At 63.9% G+C, this 12,356-nt stretch carries 13 protein-coding genes; 5 read left to right on the plus strand and 8 right to left on the minus strand.

The genetic code is table 11. The features are described 5' to 3' along the window. The first annotated feature begins 39 nt into the window (after nucleotides 1-39). A complete protein-coding gene (locus V8Z74_RS15585; protein WP_066479400.1) occupies nucleotides 40-276 on the plus strand; it encodes a putative hemolysin in 237 nt (78 codons plus the stop codon). Nucleotides 277-429: 153 nt separating this feature from the next. Here V8Z74_RS15585 and V8Z74_RS15590 read toward each other — a convergent pair whose 3' ends face one another. Continuing rightward, entirely contained in the window at nucleotides 430-837 is a 408-nt protein-coding gene (locus V8Z74_RS15590; RefSeq protein ID WP_349710044.1) for a hypothetical protein, read from the minus strand. Between the two features lie 310 nt (nucleotides 838-1,147). Here V8Z74_RS15590 and V8Z74_RS15595 point away from each other — a divergent pair, with 310 nt between their 5' ends. From V8Z74_RS15595 to V8Z74_RS15610, 4 genes are all read left to right on the plus strand, one after another. Continuing rightward, a complete protein-coding gene (locus tag V8Z74_RS15595) occupies nucleotides 1,148-2,191 on the plus strand; it encodes a methionine ABC transporter ATP-binding protein (RefSeq protein WP_349710045.1) in 1,044 nt (347 codons plus the stop codon). Nucleotides 2,192-2,209: 18 nt separating this feature from the next. Further along, the gene (locus V8Z74_RS15600) at nucleotides 2,210-2,875 is read left to right on the plus strand and encodes a methionine ABC transporter permease (protein ID WP_066479130.1); all 666 of its coding nucleotides are present in this window, start codon (nucleotides 2,210-2,212) and stop codon (nucleotides 2,873-2,875) included. A 146-nt stretch (nucleotides 2,876-3,021) separates the two neighbouring features. Further along, a complete protein-coding gene (locus tag V8Z74_RS15605) occupies nucleotides 3,022-3,330 on the plus strand; it encodes a single stranded DNA-binding domain-containing protein (RefSeq protein WP_066479135.1) in 309 nt (102 codons plus the stop codon). A gap of 204 nt (nucleotides 3,331-3,534) precedes the next feature. Further along, a complete protein-coding gene (locus V8Z74_RS15610) occupies nucleotides 3,535-4,335 on the plus strand; it encodes a MetQ/NlpA family ABC transporter substrate-binding protein (RefSeq protein ID WP_349710046.1) in 801 nt (266 codons plus the stop codon). Between the two features lie 237 nt (nucleotides 4,336-4,572). Here V8Z74_RS15610 and V8Z74_RS15615 read toward each other — a convergent pair whose 3' ends face one another. From V8Z74_RS15615 to mobV, 7 genes are all read right to left on the minus strand, one after another. Continuing rightward, complete coding sequence (locus V8Z74_RS15615) at nucleotides 4,573-5,265, minus strand: nitroreductase (RefSeq protein ID WP_349710047.1); 693 nt, start codon at nucleotides 5,263-5,265, stop codon at nucleotides 4,573-4,575. Between the two features lie 4 nt (nucleotides 5,266-5,269). Further along, nucleotides 5,270-6,475: a thiolase family protein gene (locus V8Z74_RS15620; RefSeq protein ID WP_349710048.1), complete on the minus strand. Its 1,206-nt coding sequence runs from the start codon at nucleotides 6,473-6,475 to the stop codon at nucleotides 5,270-5,272. Further along, nucleotides 6,472-7,995, minus strand: coding sequence for an AMP-binding protein (locus V8Z74_RS15625; RefSeq protein ID WP_349710049.1), 1,524 nt, complete (start codon nucleotides 7,993-7,995; stop codon nucleotides 6,472-6,474). Before V8Z74_RS15625 ends, V8Z74_RS15620 begins: the two co-directional genes overlap by 4 nt. Next, on the minus strand, nucleotides 7,992-8,600 hold the full coding sequence (locus tag V8Z74_RS15630; RefSeq protein ID WP_349710050.1) for a biotin transporter BioY: 609 nt from the start codon (nucleotides 8,598-8,600) through the stop codon (nucleotides 7,992-7,994). The genes V8Z74_RS15625 and V8Z74_RS15630 overlap by 4 nt, the downstream gene beginning before the upstream one ends. Nucleotides 8,601-8,801: 201 nt before the next feature. Next, nucleotides 8,802-9,395, minus strand: coding sequence for an energy-coupling factor transporter transmembrane component T family protein (locus V8Z74_RS15635; RefSeq protein ID WP_349710051.1), 594 nt, complete (start codon nucleotides 9,393-9,395; stop codon nucleotides 8,802-8,804). Beyond that, nucleotides 9,388-10,131, minus strand: a complete 744-nt coding sequence (locus V8Z74_RS15640; RefSeq protein WP_349710053.1) for an energy-coupling factor ABC transporter ATP-binding protein — start codon at nucleotides 10,129-10,131, stop codon at nucleotides 9,388-9,390. The genes V8Z74_RS15635 and V8Z74_RS15640 overlap by 8 nt, the downstream gene beginning before the upstream one ends. 1,057 nt (nucleotides 10,132-11,188) lie before the next feature. Continuing rightward, on the minus strand, nucleotides 11,189-12,175 hold the full coding sequence (mobV, locus tag V8Z74_RS15645) for a MobV family relaxase (protein ID WP_349710054.1): 987 nt from the start codon (nucleotides 12,173-12,175) through the stop codon (nucleotides 11,189-11,191). Nucleotides 12,176-12,356 lie beyond the last annotated feature (181 nt).

The raw sequence follows: 12,356 nt of genomic DNA on the forward strand, positions 1-12,356 counted from the left end.
TTGTTTTCTGTTCGATTTGCCGTGTACAAGATCTTCTTTATGGCTGCTTGCCTGGCGGTGACCGCGTGCGGCACCTCGGCTCCCGGCCCTGCGCCGGCATCGGCGCCGGCGGTGCCCCCGGCCGTGGGCATGGCCAATCCGGCTTCGGTCCACTGCGCCAGGCTGGGCGGCCGCCTGGTGATCGAGGGCACGGCGCGGGGCCAGGTGGGCATGTGCCATCTGCCCGACGGCTCGGTGCAGGAAGAGTGGGCGCTGTACCGGCGCGACCACCGCTGAAGAAGAGCCTGTCTGGTGCTTTGAAATCGAGAGCAGGCAGCGCTTGCTTTCACTGATTTTCTGATTCTAAATGCCCTGAACCCAAGGCGCTTCATGCGCCAGCTGCTTTGATTTTTGAAGCGCGGCCTTCTTGGGCCGTATCGTCCTGTACGGCTAGGCGCCGGGCATGCCGAACAAATCGTGCGCATCGAGCAGCGCAAAGGCGATCTCGGGATTGCGCTCCAGTCCCTTGCGGATGGCCGCCGGAATGCTTTGCCGCGTCTTGCGGCACAGGCCGGGCAGGTCGGACAGCTCGATCTGTATGCCGCGCATGCTGCGCACCTCGCCGCTGCCGGGCGCGATGGTGATGGACAGGCCCAGCTGCTCCTGGATGCGCTGCTGCATATGGGCCAGATCCTGCAGGCTGCTGATGCGCTCCAGCCGCTCCAGCAGCTTTTTCTCTTCCTCGCGCGTGAGCCGCAGGATGCGGCAGTCGGCCTGCGGATCGCTCAGCAGCTGCTCGCGCCGGCAGACGCAGGCCCCGGGCGGGCATTCGACGCGGACAGGAAAGGGAAGCTGCATACCGGACGGCAAAGGGGCGGGGCACTTGGGTCCATGATGCTACGGGCAGCCCGCCCCCAGGGAAAAGCAGGGAAAGCGTGAGGTGCCGGCGTTGCTGCCTTGCCCGACTTGCTGCCAGGCTTGCCCGGTTTCAGGCATAGTTGCGGGTTATTACCAAAAAGACCGGCTGCAAACACCTGGGCAGCGGGTCGAGAAAATTCGGGTGAAGGCCTGCGTTGCACGCGCCGGCTCCAGCCCTTGTCTCCATTGACTTTTGATCGCGCACCGTCCGGCTCCTTGCGGGGGCTTTGTGCGGCGTGCCTATATCTTCATGATTGAAATTCGGGATCTGTCCCTGACTTACCAAGGCCCCAAGGGGCCTGTCCACGCCCTGCGCGGCATCGATCTGCAGGTCCGGTCGGGCGAGGTGTTCGGCATCATCGGCCGCAGCGGCGCCGGCAAGAGCTCCCTGGTGCGCTGCCTGAACCTGCTCAACCGGCCCACGGGCGGCCAGGTGATCGTGGGTGGGCGCGACCTGATGCAGCTGTCCGAGACCGAGCTGCGCGCCGCACGCCGCGACATCGGCATGGTGTTCCAGCATTTCAATCTGCTGTCCTCGCGCACGGTGTTCGACAACGTGGCGCTGCCGCTGGAGCTGGCCGGCATGGCCAAGAACGAGATCCGCCAGCGCGTGACGCCGCTGCTGGAACTGGTGGGGCTGGACCACCTGGCAGACCGCTATCCGGCCCAGATCTCGGGCGGCCAGAAGCAGCGCGTGGGCATTGCGCGCGCGCTGGCCAGCCATCCCAAGGTGCTGCTCAGCGACGAGGCGACCTCGGCCCTGGATCCCGAGACCACGCGCTCCATCCTGGACCTGCTGCGCAAGGTCAACCGCGAGCTGGGCGTGACCGTGGTGCTGATCACTCACCAGATGCAGGTGATCAAGCAGATCGCCGACCGCGTGGCCGTGATCGACGGCGGGCGGATCGCCGAGATGGGCTCGGTCATCGAGGTGTTCACGCGCCCGCAGCAGGCCATCACCAAGAGCCTGATCGACGAGATCGTGCCGCAGGAGCTGCCCGCGTCGGTGTCGGCCCGCGTGCACCAGCTGTCGCAGAAGCTGCAGGCCGGCCAGGTCGGCCAGCTGCTGCGCCTGTCCTATGCGGGCGAGAGCGCATACCAGCCCATCCTGTCGCACCTGATCCGCGAGCTGGGGCTGGACCTGTCCATCCTGCACGGCCAGATCGACGAGATCCAGGACCAGACCTTCGGCTCGCTGGCCGTGTATGCCAGCGGCGAGCCTGCCAGGATCGAAGCCGCCGTCACCCATCTGCGCGCCGGCGGCGTGCAGGTGCAGATCGTGCCCGGAGCGTGACCTAAAGGATTGAGAGCGATGTTTGAGAATTTTTCGGAAATGATGCTGCAGCTGCTGCTGGATTCGCTGTGGGAGACCCTCATCATGGTCGGCGTCTCCGGCCTGATCGGCGGCCTGATCGGCATTCCCCTGGGCGTGTTCCTGCGCGTGACGGACCAGGGCGGCATTTTGCAGAACGGCCCGGCCAACAAGATCGTGGGCTGGATCGTGAATGCGCTGCGCTCCACGCCGTTCATCATCTTGCTGGTGGCCATCATCCCGCTGACGCGCCTGATCACGGGCTCGTCCATCGGCACCTGGGCCGCCGTGGTGCCGCTGACCATTGCGGCCGCGCCCTTCGTGGCGCGCCTGGTGGAAACAGCCCTGCGCGAAGTGGACAACGGCCTGGTCGAGGCTGCCCAGTCCATGGGCGCGAGCACCGCGCAGATCGTGTGGAAGGTGCTGCTGCCCGAGGCGCTGCCCGGCATCGTGGCCGGCCTGACCATCAGCTTCGTGAGCCTGACCGGCTACTCGGCCATGGCCGGCGCCATCGGCGGCGGCGGCCTGGGCGACCTGGGCATCCGCTATGGCTACCAGCGCTTTCTGCCCGACGTGATGCTGGTGGTGGTGGTCATCCTGATCTTCTTCGTGCAGGCCATCCAGAGCCTGGGCGACTGGGTGGTGCGCCGCCTGAGCCACCGCTGACCGGGCCCGGCGAAAGATACGGCTGCCAAAAAAGCAGCAAGGCCGGCGCCGCGGTTGTTGGCGCTGGCCCTAAAATGAGTGCTTCAATTTTTTCCAGGCCACCCAGGCAATGCGGTGGCCGCTATTTTTTTGGATAGACAAAGCAAATGATGGATGGTCTGATCACCGGCCGGCTGACCGGTATTCCCGAAAGCCGCGTGGACCGCAACCGCCGCCCCTACATGGTGGCGCGCATGCGCGCCAACGCGGGCGACGGCTCTTCGATTCCGGTCAATATCGTGTCCTTCGACAATGCCCCCTGCGCGGTGCTGCGCAGCCTCTCCGAAGGCGATGCGATCGCCTTGCGCGGCAGCTTCACGCCCAAGGTCTGGATCGACCGTCAGGACCAGTCGCATGCCGTGCTCGACGTGGTGGCCCAGCAGGTGCTGGCCGCGCCCAGCCTCTCGGATCTCTGAGCAGCGCCCGGCGATTTCCGAAAAGCGCGTCCTGGCACTGCCGGCGCGCTTTTTTCATGCCCGCTGGCAGGCCGGGCGTTTTGCAGCGCCCTTGTGCCATTCGGTGCTTTGCATGTGAGCAATCTGTCTGAAGCGGCGGCGGAAAAAGGCTCTCTGCCGAAGTAAAGTGTTGCCACTCGTTATTTGCTCCCACAAGGATTTCCCATGCTGAACAAGCGCACACTCCTGCGCAATACCCTGGCCGTTGCAGCGGCTGCCACCTTGGCCTTTGCCGCCCAGGCACAGGACAAGACCATCAAGCTCGGCGTGACCGCCGGCCCGCACGCCCAGATCATGGAAGTGGTCAAGAAGGTGGCGGCCAAAAACGGCCTGAACATCAAGGTGGTGGAGTTCGGCGACTATGTGCAGCCCAATGCGGCCCTGGCCGCCGGCGACCTGGATGCCAACAGCTACCAGCACCGCCCCTATCTGGACGCCCAGGTCAAGGACCGCGGCTACAAGATCAGCTGGGTGGCCGATACCGTCAACTTCCCGATCGGCATCTACTCCAGGAAGATCAAGAAGCTGGCCGACCTGCCCACGGGCGCCAAGTTCGGCCTGCCCAACGACCCGACCAATGGCGGCCGCGCCCTGCTGCTGCTGCAGGCCCAGGGCCTGATCAAGCTCAAGGACAACGCCGGCCTCAAGGCCACGCCGCTGGACGTGGTCTCCAACCCCAAGAAGCTGCGCTTCGTGGAACTGGACGCTGCCCAGCTGCCGCGCTCGCTGGACGATCTGGATGCCTCGACCATCAACACCAACTTCGCCATCTCGGCCGGGCTGAACCCCAAGACCGACGCGATTGCGCTGGAGTCGGCGAAGAACCCCTACGTCAACATCCTGGTCGTGCGTGATGCCGACAAGAATCAGCCCTGGGTGGCCCAGCTGATCAAGTCCTACCACTCCGAGGAAGTGCGCCAGTTCATCGACAAGGAGTTCAAGGGCTCGGTGTTCCCGGCGTTCTAGGCTTCACCCCCTGAGCCGCTGCGCGGCCTCCCCCGGGGGACGGCATCATCGCTGCGGGGCGGCGCGGCCGGCTCAGGCCCTTGCTGGATGCCCCCGGGTTGGGCTGCATCGGTTTTGGTGCATGTCCTTACTGCCTAGGTTTCATAAAAACATAGCTGCTTGCGCCGGTCAGTTCCAGGTTTTGGTTGGTTATCCATCTGGAACCAGGGAGTTGCCGTCGCCGGCAGCTATTGTTTTTTAACCGAGCATTTGAAACCACTCGCCCAGTGGCGCGCGCACGGTGCGGGCCTGGTTGACGGGGGCCGAGGCATCGGCCCAGCCCAGGGCCAGGCCGCAGACGATATGCTGCTCGGCGCCCAGGCCCAGCACGCGGCGCACGGTTTCGGGGTAGGAGGCCAGTGCGCCGATGGCGCAGCTGCCCAGGCCCTGGGCCGCGGCGGCCAGCTGCAGGCCGTACAGCGCCATGCCCAGGTCCATATAGCCGCCCGGGCCGAAGCGCGAGTCGATGGAGACCACCAGGGCCACGGGCGCATCGAAGAAACGGTAGTTGCGCGCGAACTGCGCATCGCGCCCCGCGCGGTCGTCGCGCGCCACGCCTAGGGCGCCGTAGAGCGCCTGGGCCGAGGCGACCTGGCGCTTGCGCAACTGCATGGGCATGGGGCGTGGAAAGTAGGCGTAGTCCTCGCATTCAGGCGCCTGGCCGTGGAAGTCGGCCAGCAGGGCATCGGTGAGCTGCCGGCGCAGCTCGCCCTGCACGCCCCAGAAGTGGCCGGGCTGCAGATTGCCGCCACTGGGTGCCTGCCGGGCCGTGGTCAGCAATTGCTCCAGCAGCGGCTGCGGCACGGGCCGGTCCAGAAAGGCGCGCGTGGAGCGGCGCTGCTGCATCAGCGCCATGGCTTCGGGGCTGGTGAATGTGTTTGCGGTATGCATCGTTTCAGGTATTTTTCATCGCCGGGCCGTGCAACAGATTGCGCACCAGGCAGGCCGCGCCAATGCCGCCGGCGCCGGCAATTGCTGCCAGGCCCCAGGGGCCGGCTTCAAGTTGTGTCTGTAGCTGGCTCAGCACGCGCACCAGCGCGATGGCACCCGAGGCGCCTATGGGGTGGCCGCGCGCCAGCCCGCCGCCACCGGTGTTGATGGCTTGCGGATCGAGGCCCAGCTCCCGGCAGAACGCCAGGCCTTGAACGGCAAAGGCGTCGTGCAGCTCGATGGCGGCGATTTCGCCGGGTGTGAGCCTGGCTTGCTGTCTGAGCGCCGCCCGCTCCAGCACGGCGCGCGCAGCCAGGGCGGCGGCCAGCAGCGGGGTTTCGGGGGCGGCGCCCACGGAGGCGCTGCCCACCCATTGGGCGAGCGGGCGCAGGCCGTGGCGCCGGCAGGCCTCGGGCGTGGCCAGCAGCACCAGGGCTGCGCCGTCGGCCTTGGCGGAGACGGTCAGGGCACTGAGGGCGTGGCCGTCGGTATGGTCTTGCGCGCTCCGTGCCACCACGGGCATGCGCGCGGCGCGGGCGGCCGTCATCGTGCGCGGATAGGCATCGCATGCCAGGCCGGCCACGGGCGCGATCTCCGGGGTTTGCAAGGGTTGAGCAGCCAGCGCGCGGGCATGCGATTGCAGGGCATAGGTCTCCTGCTCGGCGCGGGCAAAGCCATGCGCCAGCGCATAGTCGGCGGCCGATTGGAGCAGGTCCGGGTCGCGTGCGGGATCGGGCGCGAAAGGTGGCCGTTCGTAGCTTTGCGGCGCTTCGCCCGCATGGCGCGGCCGTGTCTGGCGGATGGGGGCACGGCTCCAGGCTTCGACGCCACCGGCCACCACGATGTCGGCCTGGCCCGATTGCAGCAGACCGGCTGCCAGCGCCACGGCATCCAGGCCGGAGCAGCACTGGCTGTCGACCGACTGGGCCGCGCAGCGCTCGGGCAGTCCTGCGGCCAGGGCCAGCATGCGCGCCGGATTGCCGCCGGCGCCCAGGGCATTGCCCAGCACCACGGCATCCACGGCGTCGGGGGCGAGCCCGGCGCGGGCCAGCAAGGCCTGCAGCACCGGTGCGCCCAGCTCATGCGCGGCCAGCAGCGCCAGAGCGCCGCCCACGGGGGCCACGGGGCTGCGCATCCAGCCGGCAATCAGTACCGTAGGCAGGGTGTTCATGGCGTCGCCGTGCCTGTCTTCCAGGGCTGCAGCCAGGGCAAGCCGGCATCTGCCAGGTCCTGCTCGCTGCGGCCGGCCAGGATGGCCGCCAGGGCCTGGCCCAGGCGCGCATGGTCGGTCTTGCCGCTGGCGGTGTGCGGCCAGTGCGGGCACACCCACCACTGGCGCGGAGCCTTGAAGGCTTCCAGCCGCTCGCGCACCCAGGCGGTCAGCGCCATGGCGCCGGGCCTGGCTTCATCGTGGCCATGCGCAGTCCAGTGCAGCACGGCGTGGACCTGCATGCCGCGCAGCGGATCGCCCTGGCCGTGCAGCGAGACCTGCGCGATCTGCGGGTGCGTGAGCAGCAGGTTCTCGACTTCCTCGGGAAACAGATTCTTGCCCTGGGTGACGATCATGCGGCTTTGCCGCCCGGCCAGGCACAGCATGCCGCGTTCGTCGATATGGCCCATGTCGCGCACCGACAGCCAGGGGCCGTCGCGCAGCACGGCGGTGCGGTCGTGCGCGTCGCCCAGGTAGTCCATGAACAGCATGGGGCTGCGCACATAGATCAGTCCGTCCTGCTCGCCGTGCTGGTCCGGCGACGGCTCGGCCAGCGGGCGGATGTCGATCTCCACATTGCTGAAGGGCCGGCCCACGGCCTGGGGCGAGCAGGGCTCGTCGGCCTCCATCCAGGCCACGAAGCTGGCTTCCGAGGCGCCGTAGAACTCGATGATGCGCGCCCTGGGGAACAGCGCCCGCAAGGCCGGCGTATGGGCCCGCATCCAGCGCGCCCCGCTGATGGTGATCAGCTCCACCTGCGGGACGGGTTCCAACTGGCGGTGCTCGGCCCACTGCAGCATCAGCAGCAGCTGGCTGGGCACGGCCACCAGGCAGGGCGCTTCGCCCGCGGCCAAAGTGGCCAGGCAGCGCGAGGCGGAGAATTTTTCCTGCACCACGGCGCCTGCGCCGTTCCAGAGCGCCTGCATGGCGCCGAACAGGAACAGCGAGTGCGAGATGCGTCCTGGAGACAGCGTGCGCTGGGCGGCCACGGCGCCGAAATCCTGCAGGCTCACACGAAAGCTCTCGGTCCAGGAGCGGTGGTGGCGCATGAAGCCCTTGGGCATGCCCGTGCTGCCCGAGGTGAAGCCCGTGTAGAACGGGCTGGTGGGTGTCGCCGGACTCATGGTGCAGGCCGCCGTGGGCAGCCAGCCGGTGATGCGCTCGCGCACGGCCTCGGGCCAGTCCGGGTCGGCCACGGCCGCGCAGCGCCCGCTGTGGATGATGGCGAGGAAATCGATCAGGCGCTCCAGCGTGCTGCGCTCGGCGTCCAGCAGCACCATGGCCGGCGCCTGGCGCGCCACCAGCGTGGCCGAGCGGCGCAGGACTTCCTCATGCACCTGAGCGAAGGTCCACTGCGTGGTTTCGTTCTGCAGCGCTATGGCCTCGGGGCGCTCCCGCGCCCAGTGCGCCAGCGGCCCGTGCACCAGGGTCCAGATGCCTTGCAGCGGCGCGGCCAATGGATGGGGGTGTGCTTGGGTCATGCGCGGCCACCGAAACGCCAATCGGGCAGGCCGCGCGCCACGGCATGCACGATGAGGGCGCACAGAATGCACTTGATGAAGTCGCCGGGAACGAAGGCCAGCGTCACCTTGAAGGCCTGGGCCAGGCTCAGCTTGGCCATCAGCATCAGACCCAGCACGCCGAACGCATGCAGGCAGACCAGGCCGCCAAGCAGGGCGGCGATGAAGGCGCTGACGGCAATGCGGCGCGGCGTGGCCTGAGGCGAGCCCTTGAGCAATACGGCCATGAGGGCGCCTACGATAGCGGCTGCCAGCGCATAGCCGGCCAGATAGCCGGCGGACGGCGACATGAACACGGCAATGCCGCCGCGCCCGCCCGCCAGCAGCGGCAGGCCCACGGCCACGGCTGCCAGGAACAGCAGCATGGACTGCAAACCGCGCCAGGGGCCCAGCATGACGCCGGCCAGCATCACGCCCAGCGACTGGATGGTGATGGGCACGCCCAGGGGCAGGTCGATCTTGGGAATCAGGCCCATCACGGCCATGAGGGCCGCGAACAGCGAAACCTGGGCCATGGAGCGCGCGCCGCTGCGCGATACCGTGGGGGACGAAGAGGCGTTGGACATCGGAACTCCTGCTGAAGCGTAATCGGTTGTCGGTTGATCCAGATAGAAAAATGAATTCTTGCGGTGCTATGCATGAAACCGACGCGTCCCAGGTGCGAGACACCGAGAAAGGGCCCTAGCCGGGCGCACCGTCCCGCACCGGGAGTGTCGACCCCCTCTCGCGCAATGAGAGAGGGGGAAAGGCGCGAAGCATCTCAGAGGTTATCTCCCCAGCCTTGCCCACAAGGCATCGGCGACGCGGCGCGTGGCCTGCAGCATGTGGATGGTCAGCGGGGCGATCAGGCGCAGCCCACCGGCGTGGCCCGTGCGCAGGCGATGGGCATCGTCCAGCTTTTTCCACTGCACGAAGAAGTGTTCGGTAAAGCGCAGCATCAGCGCGATCTGCAGGGCCACGCGCTCCGGCGAGACGCCCAGCGGCCGCAGTGGCCCGAGCAGGCGCTCCAGCACCTCGACCAGATCGCTGGGGCGTGTGGTTACCGTCAGCGCCACGCCCAGCGCCGAAGCGCAGACCAGGCGCAGCGCGCTGGCGGCTCCCAGCGCGTAGTGGTGCATCAGCGCATGAAAGCCGGCCACGAGCAGGGCAGCCATGATGACCGAGCGCATCAGGCGCCTGGCCACCTGGGTGGCCTCGCCCAGCGATGCCCAGAGCAGGGCGCAGGCCAGTGCCGCTGCAGCCAGGAGCCAGGGGGTATCCGTGAGAAACAGCAGGGTGCCGAGAACCGCCATGAGCAGCAGCTTGGTGCCCGCACCCCAGCCATGCAGCCAGGTGATCTGTTCGCTGTACAGACTACCCATGAATGCCGTCCATGGACGTATGTGGCATGGATGCCAGCCGCAGGGCCACGTTGGCCTCGTAGGCGGCGCAGACTTCGGCGCCAGGGCCGTCCTCGCGCACCTTGCCGCAGTCCAGCCAGATCACGCGCTCGAAGCCGCGCACATGGTCCAGCACATGGGTGGAAACCAGCACCTGCTGCGGCGCCTGGGCAATGTCCTGCGCCAGTCGGGCCTGGCCGGGCAGGTCCAGGCTGGCAAAGGGCTCGTCCAGCAGCAGCACCCGGGGGGCCGCAATCAGCAGGGACAGCCAGCACACCTGCTGGCGCTGGCCCTGGCTCAGGCTGGAGACGGCGCGCTCGGCCCAATGCGCCAGACCTCGCTGGGCCAGCAGGGCGCGGGCCTGTTCCTTGGCCTGCTGCCTGGAAAGGCCGGCCGGGCGCAGGCCCAGGGCCAGTTCTTCCTGCACGGTCGGAAAGATGATCTGGTCGTCGGGGTTCTGGAACATCAGCCCCACCAGGCCGGGGTGCTCGGCACGGGCCGCATGCAAGTCCTGGCCGCCGATGGAGACGCTGCCGGCCTGCGGCACATCCAGCCCGCACAGCAGGCGAAACAGGCTGGTCTTGCCGGCCCCGTTGTCGCCGATCAGGCCGATGCGCCGGGTATCCAAGGCGAGGTTCAGATTCTCGAACACCGTGGTGATGCCACGCCGCAGCGTGACGCCCTGCAGCTGCAGGCCATGGGGCGCGTTCATGGGCATGCCGCTCCTGCAGATCGGGTCAAGAGTGCGCGGGCGGGCGGGTGCGGCAGGGCAATCACGGAAGGCATAGATACATGATGTTCGGCGAAGGCGGATTCTAGCGCTGCCCATTTGCGCCAACTACCCTGCAATTTGTACTCTTTTTATGTGAATTTCGAAGAAAAGAAGCGTTCTTTCAAGGTTGTGGCATCGTGCCGGTGTCCAGGGCGCAGATGAATACCTTTAGGGGGTAGATGGGAGGCGGTAGCCGGCAGTTGCTTGACTATGCCTGGAATCTGCACATATCTACATTCATCTGCGTGCAAGCTGCAGGGAAGATGACCTGCAATTTGGGATGAATGCAGGCCGATCTTCGCTGGTTGCAGGCAAGAAGGGCATTGGCGGATGCCAAAGCCGTTTCAGCAAGCTTGTGCCGCGGCCTTGAATGGAGGTGTCCGCAATGGCCGGGAATCCTTCGAGAAGGTAAAAAATCGATGGATTTTCATTGCGCCGGGCCGCCCCGAGGCAATAGGCTGCCTCTTGGGAGCTGCGGGCCCTACGAAGTGGGCGCGTCTCGGATCTTTTTATTGGGTTGCCGGATGTAGGCCGGCTGCTGGATGTTGTACGTAGTCGAGGCGTACGACGAAAAATGCCGCTCACTGGTTAAAGTGAGCGGCATTGTCATGAAAGCCGGATTTCAAGGCTGAGCGTGCACGGATGAAATTCCATGCAGCAATATGTTGATGGCGGAAGGGGCGGGACATTATCCCAAATCCGCAAAAATCTTTGTAATTCAACAGCTTAGATGGTAGTTGTTGATGAAAATTTGCTACTAGTATTGCTACTAGCTTCCGCCATCTTACCAACATCTCTTTAAATTCGTTATCCCAGCTTCGCTTTGTTGCCTACGGCGTTTTTTGCAAGTGCTTCCTGCGGAGCTAGTTCCTCTGGAACTTGCTTACGCTCTTGCACGCTAAGGCGTGGCTTCTTGAAGTAGTCCTTGATAGCCTTTTCTGCTGTTGTCTGCTTGCTGTCTATGTCTGCTTTTAGCTTCTTCCTTAAGTCGTCGCCACCTACTTCAAGAACCCAAGCAAGCTCTGCCTTTTTTTTTCTCGTAGCGTGCTTCTGCTGTAGCTTTTTTCTGCTGTTCTTGCTGTAGTTCTCGCTCGTGTTTTTTGACTAGCTGTGCTTGTGCTTCTGCGTTTCGCTTGCGTTCACTTGCAAGCTCTCGCTCTGCCTCTTTTTTGTCTTTCTCTGCTTGCTCTAGCTCGTCTCTTTTTGTGAAGCTTGAGACCATAGAACCCAAGAAAGCACCGACTTTCTTGCCTGCTTGCTTTGCCTCCTGCTGTCCTACCTTGTAGCCTACCTGGTAGCCTTTGCGATAGCCTGTTTTTTTGGCTTGATTGACTTCGTTCTCTTTCTTGTCTTCGTGCTTCTTGTCACTGCTGATGCCACGTTTTAAGCCTGTTGCCTTGCTGTAGCTGTCTTGCCACTTGCGAGCAGTTATAGGGGTGAAGAACTGCTTTGCAGTGAGCTTGCCATCTACGACAGGCGTAACTATCAAGTGTGCATGTGGAGTCTTCTCATCCATATGCAAAACAAGATTGACGATGTTCTTGCCAAACTCTTTTTGTGTCCAATTAACCGTATCTTTTTTCCATTTTTCAAAATTATCTTTTTTAAAATGCTTTTGAACTCTTGCGATTTTCTTCCAATAAACATCCATCCTGTTTTTGTAGTTTTCAGGTGTTAACTCGTCCCACTGCTCTCTAGTTATACCTGCTTTTTTAAAGTCATAAAAATGCTCCGGCGATGCTGAAAGCACTAGCTCTATTGCTCTGTTAGCGTCTTTTCTAACTGCTGTTTTTAAATCTAAATCATCAATGATTTGATTGAGCGTTTTAACAGTGTCACGACTGCCTAGCAAAAGCTCGTTTTCACTGCTACGAGAACGGTTTACGTTCGTTTCTGTTTTGCTCTCGCTTGCTCTCAAGTTATGATTATGTGCAGCAGTCTCTGCTGATTGACTTATTTTTTGTGCTCGTAAAACTGAAAATGATTCCATATAAAACCCCTTGTTATTATTATTATTTTTATAGGGTCGTTTATTTTGAAGTGAAACTCTCAAAATGAATGACCAACCAAGCGAAGTGCGGTAGTGTATTTCCCCTCGTAGAGGGCGAACACCTTGGCACAAGGTATAGTGAGTGTATACCTTATATAAAATAAGATTAGCAGATTTTCTT

The organism is Comamonas sp. w2-DMI, assembly GCF_040187735.1.
Lineage (GTDB): Bacteria > Pseudomonadota > Gammaproteobacteria > Burkholderiales > Burkholderiaceae_C > Comamonas > Comamonas terrae.